The organism is Pseudomonas sp. N-137, from assembly GCF_034555295.1.
Taxonomy (GTDB): domain Bacteria; phylum Pseudomonadota; class Gammaproteobacteria; order Pseudomonadales; family Pseudomonadaceae; genus Aquipseudomonas; species Aquipseudomonas rhizophila.
In genome coordinates, this window is record NZ_JAXUDQ010000031.1 from 31,773 (window position 1) to 53,648 (window position 21,876).

A 21,876-nucleotide genomic window follows, 5' to 3' on the forward strand; every position below is an offset into this window, starting at 1 on the left:
GAATTGTCGCGGCGTGGCCTTCTTTGTGTAATCTTCGATTCAACGCTGCGCAGCGGTTCCACTGAGCTAATGTTAGGACCGGATGTCTGACGACATCTCTTGAGATTCGGCTAAAAACAAACCGGGCTTTGAACCCGTCAAGGATGTTTGGCATGCCGCGATTGCATCGAGCTCTTGCTTTGGTCGGGTTGCTGTTGCTGAGCCACAACGCCTGCGCGCAAAAGTTGCGTCTGGTGGCAGATGGCTGGCCACCCTTTACCGACACCACGCTGGTCAATGGTGGCCTGGCGACCGATATCGTCAGTACCGCTCTGGCGCGAGCCGGTTATGCCAGTGACTTTGAGCAGGTGCCTTGGGCCCGGGCGATGCTGGGCATCGGTGAGGGGCGCTATGACGTGCTGATCAATGCCTGGTACAGCGAAGAACGTACCCATGTGGGCCGTTTCTCGGCTGAGTACCTGCTCAACCGCGTGCGCTTCATCAAGCGCAAGGACGCACCCATCCAGTACGAGAACTTGCAGCAGCTGCATGCCTATCCCATCGCCGTGGTCCGCGGATACGCCTACTCCAAGGCGTTCGATGAGGATCAGCAATTGCAGAAAGTCCCTGTGCATAACTTTGCAATGGCCGTGCGCATGCTCGCTGCCGGTCGGGTGAAGCTGACCCTGGAAGATGAGTTCGTCGCCCGTTATTACTTGTCTCGTGAGTCGGCCAAGGTGCGCAACGCTGTGGAGTTCATGCCCAAGCCACTGAGTGAAAACAGCCTGCACATCCTGGTCAGCCTGAAGAACCCGCAGCACGAGCAGATTGTCGCGGGATTCGATCGGGAGATTGCGGCGATGAAGGCCGATGGTAGTTATGCGCGGTTATTGAAGGCGCACGGGATGTGATCTTGCGGTGCCTGGACTGGCGCTATCGCGAGCAGGCTCGCTCCCACAGTTGATCTAGAGCGGACACTTAAATTTTGTACGGCTGAGGTCCACTGTGGGAGCGAGCCCGCTCGCGATGACGGTGGTGCGAGCACCACACTCCTCAAGCCTCGCTAGTATCCTTGACCAGATGCGCCGCCAACGTGCGCAGCGGCCCCAACTGACGGCAGATCAACCCCAGTTGCGTCTGCACCAGTCGCTGACCCTCGTCGATTTCATCGGGCATCTGCTCAAGCTCACTGGCCAAGGCTTCTTCCTCGTCGCTTTGGACCGCTATCGGTTGTTTGCTCGCCAGGCCCTGGGCAATTTCGTCGATGCTCGCGGCCAGTTTCACCCCTGCGCCGTCGATCAGGTGTTCGCGCACGTCTGCAGGCAATGGGGTGTCCCGATGGGCGCCCAGGCCTGACAAGTAGCTGAGCAGGGTGTGGGACAGCACCAGGAAGCGGAACCCGACATCGGCTTCCTTACGGAAATGCCCCGGCTCCATCAGCATGTTTGCCAGGGTGGTGGACAATGCGGCGTCGGCGTTGTGGGCGTTGCGTCGGGCCAGGCGATAGGCCAGGTCATCGCTTTTGCCGGCGGCGTATTGCTGCATGATCTGGCGCAGGTAAATGCTGTTGCAGGTCAGCGTGTTGGCCAGCACCTTGTTCAACCGGCGGCCTTGCCAGTCCGGCAGGAACAGGAATACCGCAAGGCCGGCGATCAGGCTGCCCAGCAGCGTATCGAACAGGCGTGGCAGCAGCAGTCCATAGCCGTCGCCTACCTGGTTGAAGCAGAACAGCACCATGATCGTGATCGCGGCGGTCGCCAGGGTGTAGCGGGTCGTGCGGTTGGTAAAGAACACCACCCCGGCGGCGATGGCGAAAGACGATTGCACCAGCGGGTTGGGAAACAGATCGAACAGCGCCCAGGCCACCGTCAGGCCGATGGCGGTGCCGATGATCCGTTGGCCGAGCTTGCGCCGGGTGGCGCCGTAGTTGGGTTGGCACACGAACAGCGTGGTGAGAATGATCCAGTAGCCTTGGGACGGGTGGATCAGATGCACCATGGCATAACCCACACTCAGCGCCAGGGGCAGGCGCAGGGCATGCCGGAACAGCAGCGAGGTGGGCGTGAGCTGTGTGCGCAAGCGGACCCAGACGTCCTTCAGGTTGCGCGGCGAGCGATCCAGCAGGCTGCTATCGGTGGCGTCGGCCAGGGCGTCGGGGTTGCTCGCGTCGCTGAGCAGGCGGTCCATGGTGCCAAGGTTCGCCGACAAGGCCCGTAGCGAACGCAGCAATCCGCGCCAGGCTGGGTTGCTCTGAATCCGCAGGTGTTCGAGGGAGGCATGCAGGTCATTCAGCGCCTCGGCGAAGCTGGCGTCATAGACGAATGGCTGGCGCAGTTGGATCGACTCGGCCAACGCTTGGCAGGCTTTACCTTGCTGGCGCAGCAGGCGTTGGCAGCGGAACAGCACGTCGCTGTGAAAGAACGCCTCGGCCAGTGCGTTGTAGGGGTAGTGGGAAGAGCTGGCGCGCTCGTGGATATCCTGGGCGAGGAAGTACAGCTTCAGGTAGCGGCTGACCTTCGAGCCTGGTCGCCCATTGCCTACGCGGTGCAGGATGATTTCCTTCGCCGCGTTAAGCGCGGCGACGACCCGGCCGTTCTGCTGGGCCAGTTCCAGGCGTCGGGCTTCGACGTCCAGTTGACGGATCGGCTCGAAGAGCGATGATTTGAGCTTCAGATAGCGTCCCAGCTCGCGGAACAGCCGCGCCAGGCTTTGCTGCACCGGCTGGTTGGAAAACAGCGCCTGCCACAGCACCGAGAGCAGGCCGTACCAAGCCGCACCGGCCACCAGCAGCAAAGGTTCGTGCCAGAAATCGGTGACCGCGCCACCGCGCTGGTCTACGCCGATCATGGTGTAGACCGAGAGAATCAACGTGGCCGAGGCAATCGCGCCATAGCGCTCGCCCAGCGCACCGAGCATAGTCAGGGCGAAACTCGCCAGCGCCAGGGCAACGATGAACAGAACCGGATAAGGAAACAGCAATTCCACCGACAGCGCTGCGATGGTGAAGCACACCAGCGTCACGGCCAGCGCGTTGAGGCGGCCCTGCCAGCTGTCATCGGTCTCGGCCAGGGCGCTGGCGATGATGCCCAGGAACAGCGGGATCAACAGCGCCATCTCATCCAGATACCAACACAGCGCCATGCTGCCGGTCAGGGCGATGAACACCCGTACGCTATAACTGAATTTATCCAACGCCCAAAGGCGACGCAGAGACTGACTAAACGAGGTCGATGACATGAAGTGCACGGGCCTGACGGGCAATGACGCTAAATTGAGGCAGTAATGACGCCGACGCAATGGCGGCGATCACATCCGGCAGCAAAAAGTGTTCCGGGATGCTCCAGCAAACCCCAGTGGGAGCGAGCCTGCTCGCGATGAGGCCGGTACATTCAACATTGATGTTGTCTGATAGTCCGCCATCGCGAGCAGGCTCGCTCCCACAGGATCATCATCCCCATTGGATTCTATGCATCCCTTCAATCAGACGTATTGCGCAGCCGCATACCCCGACGCCCAGGCCCATTGGAAGTTGAACCCGCCCAGATGCCCGGTGACGTCCAGCACTTCGCCAATGAAATACAGGCCAGGGCTTTTCAGTGATTCCATGGTCTTGGACGAGACTTCCCGCGTATCGACACCGCCCAGGGTCACTTCGGCGGTGCGGTAGCCTTCGGTGCCGGCCGGGACGACATTCCAGCTCGACAGTTTCTCGGCAATGTCCGCCAGTTCGGCGTGGGTGTATTGCTTCATGGGTTTGGAGACGAACCAAGTGTCGGCCAGCAGGGTGGCCATCTTCTTGGTGAACAATTCGCCCAGCAGGGTTTTCAGTTCGCTGTTGGGGCGTTCGGCCTGTTGCTGTTGCAGCCAGCTCGGCACGTCGTGGTCCGGCAGCAGGTTGATCTGCACCGTGTCACCCGGTTCCCAGAACGAGGAAATCTGCAGGATCGCCGGGCCGCTGAGGCCGCGGTGGGTGAACAGGATGTTCTCGCGAAAACTCTGCTCGTTGCAGCTCACCAGGCAATCCACTGAAGTGCCTGAAAGTTCGGTGCACAACGCCTTGAGTTGGTCGGTGATGGTGAACGGTACCAGCCCAGCGCGGGTGGGCAGCAGTTGGTGGCCGAACTGTTTGGCCACCTGGTAACCGAAACCGGTCGCGCCCAGCGTCGGGATCGACAGCCCGCCCGTGGCAATCACCAAGGATTGGCAGGTGATGGCCCCGAGGGTGGTTTGCAGCAGGTAGCCGCTCTCGGTTTTCTCGATGCGCTCGATCGAGGTGTCCAGGTGCAGGTTGACACCGGCCTGGTCGCATTCGTCCAGCAGCAGGCCGAGGATGTCGCTGGACTTGTTATCACAGAACAACTGGCCGAGTTTTTTCTCGTGATAGGGCACGCCGTGCTTGGCCACCAGGGCGATGAAATCCCACTGGGTGTAACGGGCCAGGGCCGACTTGCAGAAATGCGGGTTCTGCGAGAGGAAATTGCCCGGTTCGCTGTACATGTTGGTGAAATTGCAGCGCCCACCGCCGGACATGAGGATTTTCTTGCCGGCTTTGTTGGCGTGGTCCAGCAACATCACCTGCCGTCCGCGCCCTGCGGCGGTCAGCGCGCACATCAACCCCGCGGCGCCAGCGCCAATGATCACGACTTCGGTAGAGCGCAAAACGGTGTCCCTCTAAATGTCACCACAAAACCCATTGTGGGAGCGAGCCTGCTCGCGATGAGGCCGGTACATTCAACATTGATGTTGTCTGACAGTCCGTCATCGCGAGCAGGCTCGCTCCCACAGTTTGATCTCTGTTGGAGTTACAGGATCCGCACCCGCAACGAACGGCCCTTGATCTTGCCATCGTTCAGGCGTTGCAGCGCCTGTTTGGCGATTGCGCGCTCCACGGCGACATAGGCCTGGAAGTCGAAAATCGCGATCTTGCCGACCTGGGCGCCGGGGATGCCGGCCTCGCCGGTGAGGGCGCCGAGGATGTCGCCGGGGCGGACTTTGTCTTTGCGCCCGGCACCAATGCACAGGGTGCTCATGGCCGGCAGCAGCGGGCCGCCGCCCTGGGGCTTGAGGTTGTCCAGTTGGTCCCAGCTCAGTGGTGACTTCTGCAACTGTTCGATCGCTTGGGCGCGGTGGGCTTCGGACGGCGCCACCAGGCTGATGGCGATGCCTTTTTCACCCGCACGCCCGGTGCGGCCGACGCGGTGAATGTGAATCTCCGAGTCGCGGGCCAATTCGACGTTGATCACCATGTCCAGTGCGTCGATGTCCAGGCCACGGGCCGCCACATCGGTGGCGACCAGCACCGAGGTGCTGCGGTTGGCGAACATCGCCAGCACCTGATCGCGGTCGCGCTGTTCCAGATCGCCATGCAGGCCGACCGCCGAGATACCTTTGGATGTCAGATGGTCGACGGTTTCCTGAACCTGCTGCTTGGTGAAGCAGAACGCCACGCAGGAGGCCGGACGGAAATGCGCCAGCACCTTGACCACGGCGTCCATGCGCTCCTCGGGGGAGATTTCATAGAAACGCTGCTCGATCTGCGCGTCGGAGTGAAAGGCTTCGGCCTTGACCTGCTGCGGGTTGCGCATGAACTTGGACGACAGTTGCTTGATGCCCACCGGGTAGGTGGCGGAGAACAGCAAGGTCTGACGGCGTTCCGGGGTCTGCTGGATGATGTCTTCGATGGCGTCGTAGAAGCCCATGTCGAGCATGCGGTCGGCTTCATCGAGGATCAGCGTGTTGAGGCCGTCCAGCACCAGCGAGCCCTTGCGCAGGTGCTGCTGGATGCGCCCTGGCGTGCCGACGATGATGTGGGCGCCGTGCTCCAGGGAAGCGATCTGCGGGCCAAACGACACGCCGCCACACAGGGTCAGGACCTTGATGTTGTCTTCGGCGCGGGCCAGGCGCCTGATTTCCTTGGCAACCTGATCGGCCAGCTCACGAGTCGGGCAGATCACCAGTGCCTGGCAGCCGAAGAAGCGCGGGTTGATCGGGTTCAGCAGGCCGATGCCGAAGGCCGCGGTCTTGCCGCTGCCGGTCTTGGCCTGGGCGATCAGATCCATGCCCTTGAGGATCACCGGCAAGCTCTGCGCCTGGATCGGCGTCATCTGGGCATAACCGAGGGATTCGAGGTTAGCCAGCATGGCGGCGGACAGCGGCAGAGTATTAAAAGCGGTGGCAATGGTGGTCACGGGACTGGCCTGCAAAACAAAATGTCGCGCAGTGTAGCAGCCTCGTGCCACTTTTCTCGAAAGTTCTGGACGAGCTGTGAGGGCCACGCTTGTGTTGGGGGCTGGTGGATCCAGAAACTGTGGGGCTCTGGAACTGTGGGAGCAAAGCTTGCTCGCGACGAAGGTGGCGCGCTATTTCAGGAAACCGAGTCGCCTGTATCGCGGGCAAGCCTTGCTCCCACAAAAAGCGCCAAGCCACGACGCCTCTTAGTCAGTGCTCGATATGCTCATCCGGCCGCTTGGCCCGCCGCCCATCCTCTTTCGACAGCTGCGAAAAAATCGTCGCCGCCAGCATCGCCATGATGCCCACCGTCAGGAACGTCAACTGGAACGCGCCAAGCACGGTGTCCACCCCGTCGTTGCCGACCTGGGCGGTAAAGCCGCCGAGCAGCGCACCAGCACAGGCCACGCCCAGGCTCAGGGACAGTTGCGCCACCACCGACAGCAGGCTGTTGCCGCTGCTGGCGCTGGCGTCGTCCAGGTCAATCAGGGTCACGGTGTTCATCGCGGTGAACTGCAACGAGTTGATTGCTCCCAGCACCGCCAGTTGCGCCAGCAGCAGCCAGTACGGCGTCTGTTCGCTGACCAGGCCCATGCTCGCCAGCATCAGGCCCAGGGCCAGGGTATTGGCGGTCAATACGCTGCGGTAGCCGAAGCGCTCGATCAACGGCCGGGCCACGGACTTGGCGACCATCGCCGCCGCGGCCAGAGGTAACATGCTCATCCCGGCCTGGGACGGTGAATAGCCCAGGGCCACTTGCAGCAGCAACGGCACCAGGAACGGCAGGGCGCCGCTGCCCAGGCGCGCGAACAGATTGCCGAGAATCCCCACGGCGAAGGTCCGGGTCTTGAACAGCGAGGGTGCGAACAGCGGGTTTTCGATGTGCCCGGCCCGTAGCCAATAAGCGGCCAGGCAGGCCATGCCGCCGAACAGCAGCAACATCACACGCAAGTGCGGCAGGTGCAGTTCACCGAGGCCTTCCATGGCGATGGTGATCAGCACCATGGCCGCGCCAAACAGCAAAAAGCCCAGGCCATCGAACCGGGTACGCTCGCTGCCGCGCAGGTCCGGGATGAATTTCCACACCGCGTAGCAACCCAGCACGCCCACCGGCAGGTTGATGATGAAGATCCAGTGCCAGGTCAGGTACTCCACCATCCAGCCGCCCATGGTCGGCCCGATCAGTGGGCCGAGCAGGCCGGGAATGGTGATGAAACCCATGATCCGCACCAGTTCCGAGCGTGGGTAGGCCCGCAGCACGACCAACCGGCCCACCGGCAGCATCAGCGCGCCGCCCAGGCCCTGGATCACCCGGGCGCCGATCAGCATGGACAACGAATTGGACAAGGCGCAGAGCAACGAGCCGAAACTGAACAGCAGGATCGCGCCGAAGAAAATCTTCTTGGTCCCGAAGCGGTCGGCGATCCAGCCAGAGGCCGGGATCAGCAGCGCCACGGTGAGCATGTAGGCAATGATCACGCCCTGCATGCGCAGCGGGTTTTCCGCCAGGTCGCTGGCCATGGCGGGCAGGGCGGTGTTGAGGATGGTCCCGTCCAGGGACTGCATGAAGAAGGCAATCGCCACGACCCAAGGAAGCCAGCGGGCGGTGACAGCGTCGAGCGGTGCACGGTTGGGCATGGGACCTCTTGTACGGAGTGTTGATCAGGAACAGATGCCGCTGTTGTGGCGAGGGGATTTATCCCCGCTGGGCTGCGAAGCAGCCCCAGAACTGTCGCCTCGGTGAGTCAGGCAGAACGCATTTACCCTTTGGGGGTCGCTTCGCAACCCAGCGGGGATAAATCCCCTCGCCACAGGTCCTGTGTTTGGTTGGCTACAACGTCAAGGTCAAGCGCTTGACCAGTGCCCCCGGCAACAGCATCGAAGCCGTGGCCCGCTGGCTGTAGGTGCTGGCCGAGAGCAGCAGTTCCCGCTCCCGGGTCAGGCCTTCGAGTTGCGAGCCGAGCAGGCTGTAGACGCTGTCGTCGAAACGCATGGTGCTGACCGGCGCGACGATCTGGCCGTTCTCGACCCAGAACGTGGCGAAGCGGGTCATGCCGGTCATGCGCGCGGCCGGTTGGTCCGAGTAGTTCAGGTACCAGAGGTTGCTGATGTACAGCCCGGTGCCAAGGTGTTCGAGGATGTCTTGCTGCTCGAGCTGGCCTTCGTTCATCACCAGCGCCGTGGGGTATTCGTAGCTGCTGGCGCCGTTGGCATTCAGGCCGTGCTCGGCGGCGCTGCGGGAGTTGATCAACTGTGCACCGGCCATGCCTTTGACGATCAGGCCCAAGTCATCGCGCGGATAACCTTCGTCGGAAAACGCCGGGCTCAAAGAGCCGCTGACCTGCTCACTGAGCCATACGTCGGGGCTCAAGCTTGCTTCGTTCGCGTAGAACTTCTGCAACGGACTTTGCTTGCTGGCAATCGCCCGGGCCGAAAACCCGCCCCAGCTGAGCATGCCCATGATTTCTTCCATCGCCGCTGGTGCCAGGTAGGCGCGGTATTCACCGGGCGGCAGGGTGCGCAAGGGGCGGCCCAAAAACGCCAACTGCTCGCGGGCCTGTTCAAAGCGCCTGGCAAAGCCTTCGCTGCTCCATTCGTGCCCGGCGTAGCTGGCTTTTACCGCCTGGCCGTTTTCATGGAACAGGCTGAAATCGAAGTTGAAGCTGTTGGCCTGATGCCAGCCGAACGCCCCCGAAGAACTGGCGAAGCCCCGGCTGATGGGGCCGGCGGCATAGAAACCGACCAAATCCAGACCGTCGGCGGCGCGGGTGATTTCGGCCACGGCCTGGTCAGTGTCCGGCAACGGATGGTCCTGCACGTTTTGGCTCTGCCAGTGGTTGTGGTTGAGCAGCAGGTACGGATCGGGCGGCAGCAGCGGCAGGGTTTCGCGCAACTGTTGCAGACCTTCGGCCAGGCGTTGCAGGTCGGTTTCGACTTCTCCGGACAAGGTGATCTGCAAGTCGGCGTGGCGCCCGTCGTTGATCAGTTTGAAGCCGACGCTGGCCTGCTGCACCTGCCCGGCCTGACGGACCTTGCCATGGTTGAAACGCACAAAAGCAGAGGATTCGGCGGCGTAGCCGAGGGTGAACTGCTCGGCTTCGCGCAGTGCATTGCGCAGCCAGTCCACCAGCGTCTTGAAGGCCTCGGCCTGATGATTGCCGGTGCTCATATTGACGGTGCTCATCAGGCATCTCCCCCAAACACTGCGACATTGCTGAACACGCACGCCGGCGAGGCATGGCCGACGCGGATGACCTGGTTCGGTTCGCCCTTGCCACAATTTGGCGTGCCCAGTACCTGGGCGGTACTGGCATCGCCCACCGCCCGCAGGCTTTTCCAGAATTGCGCGGAAATGCCTCGGTAGTTGGGGTTTTTCACCACGCCCTTGAGCTCGCCGTTTTCGATCAATTGGCCCCACTCGCAACCGAACTGGAATTTGTTTCGGGCATCGTCGATGGACCAGGAGCGGTTGGTGCGCATCAGCACGCCGTGTTCGATGCCCTGGATCAGTTGCTCCAACGATTGGTCGCCGGGCTCGATGTTCAGGTTCGCCATGCGGTCGATGGGCGGGCGATTCCAGCCACAGGCGCGGCTATTGGCGACCCCGCTCAGGCCTGCGCGAAATTGCGACAGCGCACCACCCAGGGGGCGCAGCAACAGCCCTTCACGAATCAGAAATTCTTTGCTGGCGGCGGTGCCGTCGTCGTCATGGCTGTAGCTGGCCAGCTCTTCGGGAACGTTCGGGTCGAAGGTCACGTTCAATAGCTGGGAGCCGTATTGCAGATGCCCGAAGTCGCCGGTCGTGACGAAGCTGGTGCCGGCGTAATTGCGCTCGTCTCCCAGGATGCGGTCCAGTTCCAACGGGTGACCGATGGACTCGTGGATCTGCAGCATCATCTGATCGGGCATCAATAGCAGGTCACGGGGGCCTTGCGGGGTGTTCGGCGCCAGGAGCAATTGCAAGGCCTGGTCAGCGATTTTTGGTGCGGCACCGATCAGGCCGCAGCGGCGGATGACATCGAAGCCGCCTTGCTGGCCGAAGTTCTCTCGGCCCAGGGTGCGGGTCTGGCTGTCGTGGCCGTCGAAGGCGGTGACGTCCAGGGCCGGATAAACAAAACGTTGGGCCTGGCGCAGTTCGGCGCCGGCGCTGTTGAGGTAGATCTGCTCGACCTGGGTCAGGCCGATGCTGACCTGCCAGTTCACCAGGCGCTCATCCTTGGGCACCGCGGCGGATTCGTCGCCCAGTAACTGATAGCAGTCGTTGAGGGACGGGAACGCCTGGTCGAAGTGAGGCGAGAAGTAATCGGCGCGGTCGCTGGAGACCGCCTGCTCGCGCAAGTCGAGCAGGGCGTGTGGCTTGAGCCGGCGGGCTTGTTGCTCGGCCCGCTCCAGCGCCGCTTGCAGGCCGTCCTGGGACAGGTCGTTGGTGGCCGCATAGGCCTCGACACCGTTGACCCGCACGGTCAGCATCGCCCCTTCGTCACGGCCCAGGCTGGGCGGTTCGGCAATGTTCTTGCGCACCGACAGATGCTGGCCGGACTCGCGCACGTAGCGCAGGGAAAAGAACTCAGCGCCCGTGCGCAAGGCAGCAAACCGCTGCTTGAGCTGGGGGTGGACATCGAACATGGAACCTCCTTGTCTGGAGTGGCGGTGCAGCGAGGTGCGGCGCATTGACGCGACGGCTCTAGATTAGGCCTGGGCGGGGGAGGGATCAAGGCAGATGGGAATATGGAGTGTCAGGCCGGACGCCATCGCGAGCAAGCTCGCTCCCACAGTTGACGGTTGTCGGGCACAAGATCTGTGTCCGCCGCAGATCCACTGTGGGAGCGAGCCTGCTCGCGATAGCGGTGTAATGCCTTACTGCGCCAGAGGCCCGACCTCGCGCATTGGCTTGCCGCGCACCGGCGCGTCGCCGGCCACGTAGTACGGCGCGGTGCTGCGTGGCAGTGGCTGGCGGCCACGGATCTTGTCGGCGATTTTCTCGGCGATCATGATCGTTGGCGCATTCAGGTTGCCGGTGGTGATGATCGGCATGATCGAGGCATCGACCACGCGCAGCCCTTGCATGCCATGCACGCGGCCTTCGCCGTCCACCACCGCCATGTCGTCGGTGCCCATCTTGCACGAGCAGGACGGGTGGAAAGCGGTTTCGGCGTGCTCGCGGATGAACTGGTCCAACTGCTCGTCAGTCTGCACCTCGATGCCCGGACTGATTTCGCGACCGCGGAACGGGTCGAGCGCCGGCTGCTGCATGATCTCGCGGGTCAGGCGGATGCCGTCGCGAAACTCCTGCCAGTCCTGCTCGGTGGCCATGTAGTTGAACAGGATGCTCGGGTGCTGGCGCGGATCCTTGGACTTGGCCTGGATCCGGCCACGGCTTGGCGAACGCATGGAGCCCATGTGTGCCTGGAAACCGTGTTCCTTCACGCCGTTGCTACCGTTGTAGTTAATTGCCACCGGCAGGAAGTGATACTGGATGTTCGGCCAATCGAAGTCCGGGCGGGTGCGGATGAAACCGCCGGCTTCGAACTGGTTGCTGGCGCCGATGCCGGTGCCGTTGAACAGCCATTCGGCACCGATGGCCGGCTGGTTGTACCAGAGCAGCGACGGGTACAGCGAAACCGGCTGGGTGCAGGCGTATTGCAGGTACAGCTCCAGGTGGTCCTGGAGGTTTTCACCGACGCCTGGCAGGTCATGGACCACCGGGATGTCGAGGCTTTCCAGCAGTTTGGCCGGGCCGACGCCGGAGCGTTGCAAAATCTGCGGCGAGGCGATGGCGCCGGAGCAGAGCAATACTTCCTTGCGGGCGCGGGCCTCGACGCGCTCTTCAGCAGCGCCCACCAGATAACGCACGCCGACCGCACGTTTGCCTTCGAACACGATCTTGTCGGTCAGGGCATGGGTGACGATGGTCAGTGTCGAGCGCTTCTTGGCCACGTCCAGGTAACCGCGCGCGGTGCTGGCGCGACGACCATTGGGCGTGACGGTACGGTCCATCGGGCCGAAACCTTCCTGCTGATAACCGTTGAGGTCTTCGGTGCGCGGGTAACCGGCCTGAACGCCGGCTTCGACCATGGCATGGAACAGCGGGTTGTTGCCGGCCTTGGGCGTGGTCACGCTGACCGGGCCGTCACCACCGTGGTAGTCGTTCGGGCCGATGTCGCGGGTTTCGGCTTTGCGAAAATACGGCAGGCAGTCCAGGTAGGCCCAGTCTTCCAGGCCCGGCAGCTTGGCCCAATTGTCGTAGTCCAGGGCGTTGCCGCGGATGTAGCACATACCGTTGATCAGCGAAGAGCCGCCCAGGCCCTTGCCGCGACCGCATTCCATGCGACGGCCGTTCATGTGCGGCTCAGGGTCGGTCTCGTAGGCCCAGTTGTAGCGACGACCCTGCAGCGGGAACGCCAGGGCGGCGGGCATTTGCGTGCGGAAATCCAGGCGATAGTCCGGCCCACCGGCTTCGAGCAGCAGGACGGTGACGCCTTCGTCTTCGGTCAGGCGGGTGGCCAGGGTGTTACCGGCCGAACCGGCACCAATGATGATGTAATCGAATTCTTGGGACATGAAATGCACCCTCTTTTTGAATTGGGGTCAGGTCGCGATTGCCTTGACGCCGCGCAACCTGTGGCGAGGGGATTTATCCCCGTTCGGCTGCGCAGCAGTCGTAAATCAGCGACTGGGTTTGTCTGAAGAATGGGGGGCCTTGGGGAGGGGGCTGCTACGCAGCCCCACGGGGATAAATCCCCTCGCCACAACGGCGTTCACTCAAGGCCTCATGTCAGATCAGAACACCGACGCGTAATCGCCCAGTTCGACCTGTACCGATTTGATACGGGTGAAGTTGTTCAGCGAACTGATGCCGTTCTCCCGGCCCACGCCCGATTGCTTGTAACCGCCGACCGGCATTTCGGCGGCCGATTCGCCCCAGGCGTTGATCCAGCAGATGCCGGCTTCGAGCTGATGAATCACCCGGTGCGCGCGGTTCAGGTCGCGGGTCACGACGCCGGCGGCCAGGCCGAAGTCGGTGTCGTTGGCGCGGCGGATCACTTCTTCTTCGGTTTCATAGGTGAGGATGCTCATCACCGGACCAAAGATTTCTTCGCGCACGATGGTCATCTCGTCGGTGCAATCGGTGAACACGGTCGGGGCGACGAACGCGCCCTTGGCCAATTCGCCTTCAGTCAAACGACCGCCGCCGCACAGCAGGCGCGCGCCCTCGGCCTTGCCTTTCTCGATGTAGCCCAACACGCTTTCCATGTGGGCGAAGCTGACCAGCGGCCCGAAGTTGGTGTTTTCATCTTCTGGATTGCCGATGCGAATACGTGCCACGCGCTCGGCGATCTTGGCTTCGAAAGCTGCCTTGAGATGGCTCGGCACGAACACCCGGGTGCCGTTGGTGCAGACCTGGCCGGAGCTGTAGAAGTTGGCCATCATCGCGGTGTCGGCAGCACGATCCAGGTCGGCGTCGTCGAAGATGATCAGCGGTGACTTGCCGCCCAGTTCCATGGTCACGTCCTTGAGCGACGAGCTCGAGGCGCTGGCCATGACTTTCTTGCCGGTGTCGGTGCCGCCGGTGAACGAGATTTTCTCGATGCGCGGGTGCTCGGTCAGCCAGGTGCCGACTTCACGGCCGCTGCCCGTCAGCACGTTGAACACCCCCGCTGGAACGCCGGCTTCGGTGTAGATCTCGGCCAGTTTCAGGGTGGTCAGCGAGGTGACTTCGCTCGGCTTGAAGATCATCGCGTTGCCAGCGGCCAGGGCCGGTGCCGATTTCCACAACGCGATCTGGATCGGGTAGTTCCACGCGCCGATGCCGGCCACCACGCCCAGGGGTTCGCGACGGGTGTAGACAAACGAAGTGGTGCGCAGCGGCACCTGCTCGCCTTCGATGGCGGGCACCAGGCCGGCGTAGTATTCCAGCACGTCGGCGCCGGTGACGATGTCGACGTAGCGGGTTTCGGAATAGGCTTTGCCAGTGTCGAGGGTTTCCAGGGCGGCCAACTCATCGTTGCGCTCGCGCAGGATCTCTACGGCGCGGCGCAGGATGCGTGAACGCTGCATGGCGGTCATGGCGGCCCAGACTTTCTGGCCTTTTTCGGCGCTGACCACGGCGCGCTCGACGTCTTCTTTGGTGGCCCGCTGCACCTGGGCGAGTACTTCACCGTTGGCCGGGTTGATGGCTTCGAAAGTGGCGTCGCCGCTGGCATCGCTGTACGCGCCATCGATGTAGAGTTTTTGCAGTTCGAAACGGGCCATAAAGTCCTCGCAAGTGCATGAGTGGTTGGCTGACCACCGTGGCGTGTCGTCTACAGCTGACTACGCGGTTCGGTGGCGGTTCAGGAATCGAGCGGTTCTGTGTGCTCTGTTACCCCTGCCTTGGCCAATTGGAAATCCATGTATTCGTAAGCGATCCGGTGCGCCTGGGCGGTATCGAACGCGTCTCCCGACAGCGCCCCGCGCAGCCACAAACCGTCAATCAACGCGGCCAGGCCCCGTGCCGCGCTGCGTGCCTCATCGAGGGGCAACACGCGGCGGAACTGGCAACACAGGTTGGAATACAGACGGTGATCGTTGATCCGCTGCAACCTGTGCAAAGACGGGTGGTGCATGCTGGTGGCCCAAAAGGCCAACCAGGTTTTCATTGCCGGGCCATTGACCTGGCTGGCGTCGAAGTTGCCTTCGATGATCACCTGCAGGTGAGCCCTTGGGCTTGGGTCCTCCAGCGCCTGACGGCGTGCAGTGACGTTCTCGCTCAGGACACTCATCAGGTACTGGGCCGTGGCCGCGATCAGGCCATTCTTGTCCTTGAAGTAGTGGCTGATGATGCCGTTGGAGACACCGGCCAAACGGGCGATCAGCGCAATGCTGGCGTCCCCCATCCCGACCTGATCGACCGCTTGCATAGTGGCTTCGATCAATTGCTGGCGGCGGATGGGTTGCATACCGACCTTGGGCATCTGGTACATCTCCTTAGGCCATCCGATGGATGAGTGTTGTCTATCGGAATGAAGGCCAGTCTATTTTGTTTTGATTGAACGTTCAATCAACAAAAATAAGTTCTATGACAAGTCGTCGCTATTTGCCGGGGCGAGGACTTTTGGGGATGTCTTTATAACACTCGTCGGTTGGCATGTAGGCCAAATGCGCTTGATCGCTGGAATACTGTTGTGGTGAGGGGATTTGCATTCCAAGTCAAGCCGGTCAGCAGTTCAGAATCACCCAAACAAAAACGCCGCGATCGTCTCGCGGCGTTTTTTTCGGTTTCGCTTAGCCCAGGTTTTTGCCGAGCAGTGCGTGGTACAGCTCACTGTCGCCAAGAATCCCGACGACCTGTTGGTTGTCGTGAAGCACCAGTTTGTTGCCGGTCTGGTAGCGAATCTGCAGCGCGTCGCGCATGCCGATGTTGGAGTCCACCAGGGTCGGACGACGGCCCAGGCCTTCGACGGCTTGGCCCGGGGCCCAGTTTTGCAGGTCCAGCACCGCTCCGTTTTGGCGGGCGCCCTTGATGGTGTTGCCTTCGGCCAGATCGAGCCAGGAGTCGCCGCCCGGATCCAGGCACACCGAACCGTTGATGCGCTTGCAGTTGTCCAGGGTGCGCATCAGGCTGCGGCCACAGAGCACGTTGAGCGGGTTGGTGTGGGCGACGAAGGTGCGCACGTAATCGTCGGCCGGGTTCAGCACGATTTCTTCCGGCTTGCTGTACTGGATGATCCGGCCGTCTTTCATGATCGCGATCCGGCTGCCCAGCTTCAAGGCTTCGTCCAGGTCATGGCTGACGAACACGATGGTCTTGCTCAGTTTGCGTTGCAATTCCAGCAATTCGTCCTGCAAGCCCTGGCGGATCAGTGGGTCGAGGGCCGAGAAAGGTTCGTCCATCAGCAGGATATCGGCGTCCATCGCCAGGGCGCGGGCCAGGCCGACCCGTTGCTGCATGCCGCCGGACAACTCGTCAGGTTTCTTGTTGCGCCACTGGGTCAGGCCCACCAGCTCAAGTTTTTCATCCACCAGCTTCTTGCGTTCCTTTTCCGGCCGGCCCTGCATTTCCAGGCCGAAGCTGATGTTCTCGCGCACCGTCAGCCAGGGCATCAGGGCGAACTTCTGGAACACCATGGCGATGCGCTTGGTGCGCATCATCTTCAGTTCGGCCGGGCTGCAGGAGGCGATGTCGATCTGCCGGCCTTCATGCTCGACGAACAACTTCCCGCGACTGACGGTGTTCAAGCCGTTGATGCAACGCAGCAGGCTGGATTTACCGGAGCCGGAAAGCCCCATCAGTACGCAGATTTCGCCTTTTTCAATGTCCAGGCTGGCTTTTTCCACACCGACGATTTGCCCGGTTTTCTTCAGGATTTCGTTGCGTGTCATGCCTTGGTCGAGCAGCTTGAGGGCTTCACGTGGATCTTTGGAGAAGATCACGTCGACCTCTTCGAAGCGGATTATGCTCATGCGTCACCCCCTACTTTGGCGTCGGGTTGCTTGCAGATTCGGTCGAGCATGATTGCCAGCAATACGATCGCCAGGCCTGCTTCGAAGCCCAGGGCGATATCAGCGGTGTTCAGTGCGTTGACCACGGGTTTGCCCAGGCCGTCGGCACCCACCAGCGCGGCGATGACCACCATCGACAACGACAGCATGATGCATTGGGTGATACCGGCCGCGATGCTGGGCATCGCATGGGGCAGTTCGATACGGGACAGCAGTTGGCGACGGGAGCAGCCGAAGGCTTTGCCGGCGTCCATCAGTTCGTCCGGAACGTCGCGGATACCCAGGTAGGTCAAGCGGATGGGCGCGGCAATCGCGAACACCACCGTCGAGATCAGACCGGGGACCACACCCAGCCCGAAAAGGGTCAGGGTAGGAATGAGGTAAACGAAGGTCGGTACGGTCTGCATCAGATCGAGCACCGGACGCATCATGGTGTAGAACAGCGGCTTGTGCGCGGCAACAATGCCCAGCGGCACGCCGATCAAGACACAGACCAGGGTCGCGAACAGCACCTGGGCCAGGGTTTCCATGGTTTCCTGCCAGTAACCCAGGTTCAGGATAAGCAGAAAGGCTGCGATAACGAAGACCGTCAGGCCCCACTTGCGCTGGATAAAATGCGCCAGTAGAGCGATGAGGCCGATCAAGACAAGCGGGTTGAACCAGGTCAGCGCAAACGTCACGCCGTGAATCATCGTTTCCAGTGACAAGGCGATGGCATCGAATGTGTTGGCGCCGTGTTGCGTCAACCAGTCGACAAAGCCCGCAATGTACTGGCCCAAGGGTATTTTCTGATCAATCAGCATGGTAGTGAACATCCGCATGCAAGGAATAAACAGCCCGGACGAGCGAACCCGCCCGGCATAAAAGCATTACTGCGCAAGCTTGGCTTTCACGGCTTCCAGGCCGGGTTTACCGTCAATGGTGGTCACGCCAGCGAGCCAGGTATCGAGTACCTGTGGGTTTTTCTTCAGCCAGGCCTTGGCGGCTGCGTCAGGCTTCATCTTGTCGTCAAGCACGTTGCCCATCAGCGTGCTTTCCATGTCCAGGGTGAAGGTCAGGTTTTTCAACAACTGACCTACGTTGCTGCATTCCTGGACGTAGCCTTTGCGGGTATTGGTGTAGATGGTTGCCTGGCCGAAATTCGGACCGAAGTACTCGTCACCACCGGTGAGGTACTTCATTTTGAAGCGGGTGTTCATCGGATGAGGTTCCCAGCCCAGGAACACCACGGCGGTGCTGCGGCGCTCGGCGCGATCGACCTGTGACAACATGCCGGCTTCGCTGGACTCGACGATCTTGAAGCCGGCGTCCTTCAGGCCGAAGGCATTCTTGTCGATCATGCTCTGGATCAGGCGGTTGCCGTCGTTACCCGGTTCGATGCCGTAGATCTTGCCGTCCAGTTCCTTCTTGAACTTGGCGATGTCGGCGAAATCCTTCAGCCCTTTGTTATAGAGCTCTTCGGGCACCGCCAGGGTGTACTTGGCGTTCTCCAGGTTGGCCCGCACCGTATCCACGGTGCCGGCTTCGCGGTAGGCCTTGATGTCGTTTTCCATCGTCGGCATCCAGTTGCCGAGGAACACATCCATGTTCTTGCCGTCGGCCAGGGACTTGTAGGTCACCGGTACGGAAATCATGGTGGTCTTGGTTTTGTAGCCCAGGGCCTCAAGTACCACGCTGGTGGTGGCGGTGGTCACGGTGATGTCGGTCCAGCCGACATCGGAGAAGTTGACGGTGCTGCACTGCGCGGGTTCAGCAGCGTTGGCCAGCATCGGAAGACTCAGCATGGCGGCCAACAACAACGGCGTGGAACCTTTCATGGGTGGACTCCTGGTGTTTTATCGGCGGTGTCCGGTCAGGACCACCGCGCTTATTGGGGTTGCGGTTGGTGGCGCGTGGGCACTCTTCGACACGCGGCCTTGCAAACGAGCCGTAACCGATCATGTACCAGTGCAAATCTGTCGCCTACAGGGTGCGTCGTATCCAGTACAGGGAGGGTCGCATCCAGTGTCAGTGACGTCGTTTACAGATTTTTTTCACCCTTGGCTGGCCTCTGATACGCAAAAAACGTCGTAAAACCGGGGCAAAGGGCGGGCGACGTCGGTGGGCATGATTGCGTCGGTGTCAGACGTCGAACGCCCTGGCAAAAGCCGGATGATGCGGGCATCCCGGCGTTGAGCGTAGCAGCTCCGCCACCGGGCGCTCCTGCGCCCGGATGTGCCTGTTCTGGAGGTTCTCGGCAATGGCAATCAGCGTGTTCGACCTGTTCAAAATTGGTATCGGCCCGTCCAGTTCCCACACCGTGGGGCCCATGCGCGCTGCAGCGCTGTTCGTTGAAGCGATGCGCGCGAAGTCGTTGCTGCGCGATGTGCGTCGGGTCGAGGTGCAGCTGTTCGGCTCGTTGTCAGCAACAGGCATCGGCCATGGCAGTGACAACGCGGTGATCATGGGTTTGATGGGCGAGTGGCCAGACGCGATCGATCCGTCGCAGATTGGCCCGCGCATCGAGTTGTTGCGCCAAACCCAGACCCTGCTGCTGGACGGTCGCCTGCCGGTGCCTTTCGTCTGGTCCCGGGATATGCGCCTGCTCGACGAAAACCTGCCGTTCCACCCCAACGCGATGACGCTGGTGGCCGAGGGTGACCACGGCGAGTTGCACCGCGACACCTATTATTCAGTCGGCGGTGGCTTCGTCGTCGATCAGGCCCAGGCGTCCAGCGGCGTGGTGGATCTGGACGTCACTGAACTGCCTTACGATTTTTCCAGTGCCGAAGAACTGCTCCAGTTGTGTAGCACCCACAACCTTCGGGTGGCCGAGCTCATGATGGCCAACGAAAAGGTCTGGCGCTCGGAGGAGGAGATCCGCAGCGGCCTGATGAAACTCTGGCGGGCGATGCAGGATTGCGTCGAGCAGGGTCTCAAGCATGAGGGCATCTTGCCCGGCGGTTTGAATGTGCGCCGGCGAGCGGCCAAGTTACACCGCAGCCTGCAAGAGCTGAACAAGCCCAATGTCATCGGCTCGACGCTCAGCGCCATGGAATGGGTCAACCTGTTCGCCCTGGCGGTCAATGAAGAAAACGCCGCCGGTGGGCGCATGGTCACGGCCCCGACCAATGGTGCGGCGGGGATCATTCCGGCGGTGCTGCATTACTTCATGAAATTCAGCGAAGCGGTCACCGATGCCAACGTCGTGGATTACTTCCTCGGCGCGGCGGCGGTGGGCATCCTGTGTAAAAAGAACGCCTCTATCTCCGGTGCCGAAGTCGGTTGCCAAGGAGAGGTGGGCTCGGCCTGCGCCATGGCGGCGGCCGGCCTGGCGGAGATCCTCGGTGCGACGCCTGAGCAACTGTGCAACGCGGCGGAAATCGGCCTGGAGCACAACCTTGGCCTGACCTGCGATCCGGTGGGCGGCCTGGTACAGGTGCCGTGTATCGAGCGCAACGCGATAGCCGCGGTGAAAGCCATCAACGCCGCGCAGATGGCGCTGCGCGGAGACGGCCAGCACTTCATCTCTCTGGACCGGGTGATCCGCACCATGCGCGATACCGGCGCCGACATGCATGACAAATATAAAGAGACATCGCGCGGTGGACTGGCGGTCAGTGCGGTGGAGTGCTGATCGCCTCGCCCGAGGCGATCGCATATCGCTCACAAAATGCCCACCGATCCACAAACGCGCCACCTTTTAGCGCGTCGCAAACAGACATGACACCGTTTGTCGGACCCACCGCTGTTCGTCCCTCGACCGTTCGTCATTCTCACCTGTGGTGATACCGGTTGCGCAAGTGGCGCAGCCCAGTTCCCACAAGTGCTACCGTTCTGCTCACGGCCAACGGTGGCGGGTGCCTGCCGCCCCTGATGGCACCTATAACCCACACTCATTGCATGCCTTATTTAGACTGGCCGCAATGTCGTTTTCAGGATTTATTGAACACGCATTCAATTTAGGCATGGCAATTGCTCTATCGATGCAAAGCCCGTCTCTTGCGTAGAGACCGAGGGCAACAACCAATAAAAAGAGCCTCCGCCTGAGGCCATCACTTGCTTTGTGTGAGGAGATACCGCGATGACGACGTCCAACTCAGGGGCCCAACCCCAGAACCGTGCGCCTCAATCCATCGGCTTTTTGCTGCTGGACAATTTCACGCTCATTTCCCTGGCGTCCGCGGTGGAGCCGCTGCGCATGGCCAACCAGCTGTCCGGTCGTGAGCTGTATCGCTGGACCACCCTCACTGTTGATGGCGGCCAGGTCTGGGCCAGTGATGGCTTGCAAATCACGCCGGACGCGGCCATGCACAAAGCGCCGCCCATCGACACCGTCATTGTGTGTGGCGGCGTGGGCATTCAGCGCACCGTCACCCGTGAACACGTGTCATGGCTGCAGAGCCAGGCCCGTCAGTCCCGGCGCCTCGGCGCGGTCTGCACCGGCAGTTGGGCCTTGGCCTGCGCGGGTCTGCTGGATGGCTTCGATTGCAGTGTGCACTGGGAATGTCTGGCGGCAATGCAGGAAGCCTTTCCGCGGGTATCTATGAGCACCCGTCTGTTCACCCTCGACCGCAACCGCTTCACCAGTTCCGGCGGCACCGCGCCACTGGACATGATGCTGCACCTGATCAGCCGCGATCACGGCCGCGAGTTGTCGGCAGCGATCTCCGAAATGTTTGTCTATGAGCGCATTCGCAACGAGCAGGATCACCAGCGCGTGCCACTCAAGCACATGCTGGGCACCAATCAGCCGAAGTTGCAGGAAATCGTCGCGCTGATGGAAGCCAATCTCGAAGAGCCGATCGACCTGGACGAACTGGCGGTGTACGTCGCCGTCTCCCGGCGCCAGTTGGAGCGCTTGTTCCAGAAATACCTGCATTGCTCGCCGTCGCGCTATTACCTCAAGCTGCGGCTGATCCGGGCGCGGCAACTGCTCAAGCAGACGCCGATGTCGATCATCGAAGTGGCGTCGGTGTGCGGTTTCGTCTCCACGCCGCACTTCTCCAAGTGCTACCGCGAATACTTCGGCATTCCACCGCGCGACGAGCGCGTCGGCTCCAACACCGCGCAGCAGGTAGCGATGATGCCGCTGCCACAGGCGCTGGTGCTGTCGCCATTGTCTGGCCCGTTGTCAGCGTTGAGCCAGGCACGTAATGAGTCGACGTTTGCCAGTGTGAGGCTCTAAGACCGAGGCGCCGTCAATCG

At 61.6% G+C, this 21,876-nt stretch carries 15 protein-coding genes; 3 read left to right on the plus strand and 12 right to left on the minus strand.

Annotation, left to right across the window (positions count from 1 at the left end):
- Positions 1-152: 152 nt before the first annotated feature.
- A complete protein-coding gene (locus tag T3A99_RS25835) occupies positions 153-890 on the plus strand; it encodes a substrate-binding periplasmic protein (protein ID WP_047230494.1) in 738 nt (245 codons plus the stop codon).
- 142 nt (positions 891-1,032) lie between these two features.
- Here T3A99_RS25835 and yccS read toward each other — a convergent pair whose 3' ends face one another.
- The 12 genes from yccS to T3A99_RS25895 all read right to left on the minus strand — a co-directional run bounded on the left by yccS (position 1,033) and on the right by T3A99_RS25895 (position 18,506).
- A complete protein-coding gene (yccS, locus tag T3A99_RS25840) occupies positions 1,033-3,216 on the minus strand; it encodes a YccS family putative transporter (protein ID WP_160893959.1) in 2,184 nt (727 codons plus the stop codon).
- A gap of 243 nt (positions 3,217-3,459) precedes the next feature.
- Positions 3,460-4,638, minus strand: coding sequence for an NAD(P)/FAD-dependent oxidoreductase (locus T3A99_RS25845; RefSeq protein ID WP_047230492.1), 1,179 nt, complete (start codon positions 4,636-4,638; stop codon positions 3,460-3,462).
- Positions 4,639-4,781: 143 nt separating this feature from the next.
- Positions 4,782-6,119 (minus strand): ATP-dependent RNA helicase DbpA, encoded by a 1,338-nt coding sequence (gene dbpA, locus T3A99_RS25850; protein WP_230682660.1) that lies wholly within the window; start codon positions 6,117-6,119, stop codon positions 4,782-4,784.
- Between the two features lie 298 nt (positions 6,120-6,417).
- Positions 6,418-7,845, minus strand: coding sequence for a multidrug transporter subunit MdtD (gene mdtD / locus T3A99_RS25855; RefSeq protein ID WP_076383389.1), 1,428 nt, complete (start codon positions 7,843-7,845; stop codon positions 6,418-6,420).
- Positions 7,846-8,038: 193 nt separating this feature from the next.
- Positions 8,039-9,376 carry a TldD/PmbA family protein gene (locus T3A99_RS25860; RefSeq protein ID WP_322834956.1) on the minus strand — a complete coding sequence of 446 codons (1,338 nt, stop codon included), beginning with the start codon at positions 9,374-9,376 and terminating at the stop codon, positions 8,039-8,041.
- A 14-nt stretch (positions 9,377-9,390) separates the two neighbouring features.
- Entirely contained in the window at positions 9,391-10,833 is a 1,443-nt protein-coding gene (locus T3A99_RS25865; protein ID WP_076383390.1) for a TldD/PmbA family protein, read from the minus strand.
- A 231-nt stretch (positions 10,834-11,064) separates the two neighbouring features.
- Positions 11,065-12,768: a choline dehydrogenase gene (betA, locus tag T3A99_RS25870; protein WP_076383391.1), complete on the minus strand. Its 1,704-nt coding sequence runs from the start codon at positions 12,766-12,768 to the stop codon at positions 11,065-11,067.
- Between the two features lie 219 nt (positions 12,769-12,987).
- The gene (gene betB, locus T3A99_RS25875) at positions 12,988-14,460 is read right to left on the minus strand and encodes a betaine-aldehyde dehydrogenase (protein WP_047230363.1); all 1,473 of its coding nucleotides are present in this window, start codon (positions 14,458-14,460) and stop codon (positions 12,988-12,990) included.
- A gap of 80 nt (positions 14,461-14,540) precedes the next feature.
- Complete coding sequence (gene betI / locus T3A99_RS25880) at positions 14,541-15,161, minus strand: transcriptional regulator BetI (RefSeq protein WP_274090679.1); 621 nt, start codon at positions 15,159-15,161, stop codon at positions 14,541-14,543.
- Between the two features lie 310 nt (positions 15,162-15,471).
- Positions 15,472-16,650, minus strand: a complete 1,179-nt coding sequence (choV, locus tag T3A99_RS25885; protein WP_047230365.1) for a choline ABC transporter ATP-binding protein — start codon at positions 16,648-16,650, stop codon at positions 15,472-15,474.
- Positions 16,647-17,492, minus strand: coding sequence for a choline ABC transporter permease subunit (gene choW, locus T3A99_RS25890; RefSeq protein ID WP_047230366.1), 846 nt, complete (start codon positions 17,490-17,492; stop codon positions 16,647-16,649). Before choW ends, choV begins: the two co-directional genes overlap by 4 nt.
- A gap of 66 nt (positions 17,493-17,558) precedes the next feature.
- The gene (locus tag T3A99_RS25895; RefSeq protein WP_047230367.1) at positions 17,559-18,506 is read right to left on the minus strand and encodes a choline ABC transporter substrate-binding protein; all 948 of its coding nucleotides are present in this window, start codon (positions 18,504-18,506) and stop codon (positions 17,559-17,561) included.
- Between the two features lie 422 nt (positions 18,507-18,928).
- On the opposite strand from T3A99_RS25895, the gene T3A99_RS25900 reads away from it, so the two are divergent.
- Both T3A99_RS25900 and T3A99_RS25905 read left to right on the plus strand, forming a co-directional pair.
- Positions 18,929-20,305 carry an L-serine ammonia-lyase gene (locus T3A99_RS25900; protein WP_047230368.1) on the plus strand — a complete coding sequence of 459 codons (1,377 nt, stop codon included), beginning with the start codon at positions 18,929-18,931 and terminating at the stop codon, positions 20,303-20,305.
- 447 nt (positions 20,306-20,752) lie between these two features.
- Positions 20,753-21,856 carry a GlxA family transcriptional regulator gene (locus T3A99_RS25905; RefSeq protein ID WP_047230369.1) on the plus strand — a complete coding sequence of 368 codons (1,104 nt, stop codon included), beginning with the start codon at positions 20,753-20,755 and terminating at the stop codon, positions 21,854-21,856.
- Positions 21,857-21,876 lie beyond the last annotated feature (20 nt).

Bases quoted from the DNA above. Each gene is read 5' to 3' on its own strand.
- dbpA (WP_230682660.1), bottom strand. From the start codon at position 6,119: ATGCTGGCTAACCTCGAATCCCTCGGTTATGCCCAGATGACGCCGATC.
- T3A99_RS25900 (WP_047230368.1), top strand. From the start codon at position 18,929: ATGGCAATCAGCGTGTTCGACCTGTTCAAAATTGGTATCGGCCCGTCC.
- choV (WP_047230365.1), bottom strand. From the start codon at position 16,650: ATGAGCATAATCCGCTTCGAAGAGGTCGACGTGATCTTCTCCAAAGAT.
- T3A99_RS25865 (WP_076383390.1), bottom strand. From the start codon at position 10,833: ATGTTCGATGTCCACCCCCAGCTCAAGCAGCGGTTTGCTGCCTTGCGC.
- betI (WP_274090679.1), bottom strand. From the start codon at position 15,161: ATGCCCAAGGTCGGTATGCAACCCATCCGCCGCCAGCAATTGATCGAA.
- choW (WP_047230366.1), bottom strand. From the start codon at position 17,492: ATGCTGATTGATCAGAAAATACCCTTGGGCCAGTACATTGCGGGCTTT.
- betA (WP_076383391.1), bottom strand. From the start codon at position 12,768: ATGTCCCAAGAATTCGATTACATCATCATTGGTGCCGGTTCGGCCGGT.
- T3A99_RS25895 (WP_047230367.1), bottom strand. From the start codon at position 18,506: ATGAAAGGTTCCACGCCGTTGTTGTTGGCCGCCATGCTGAGTCTTCCG.
- T3A99_RS25835 (WP_047230494.1), top strand. From the start codon at position 153: ATGCCGCGATTGCATCGAGCTCTTGCTTTGGTCGGGTTGCTGTTGCTG.
- mdtD (WP_076383389.1), bottom strand. From the start codon at position 7,845: ATGCCCAACCGTGCACCGCTCGACGCTGTCACCGCCCGCTGGCTTCCT.
- T3A99_RS25860 (WP_322834956.1), bottom strand. From the start codon at position 9,376: ATGAGCACCGGCAATCATCAGGCCGAGGCCTTCAAGACGCTGGTGGAC.
- betB (WP_047230363.1), bottom strand. From the start codon at position 14,460: ATGGCCCGTTTCGAACTGCAAAAACTCTACATCGATGGCGCGTACAGC.
- yccS (WP_160893959.1), bottom strand. From the start codon at position 3,216: ATGTCATCGACCTCGTTTAGTCAGTCTCTGCGTCGCCTTTGGGCGTTG.
- T3A99_RS25905 (WP_047230369.1), top strand. From the start codon at position 20,753: ATGACGACGTCCAACTCAGGGGCCCAACCCCAGAACCGTGCGCCTCAA.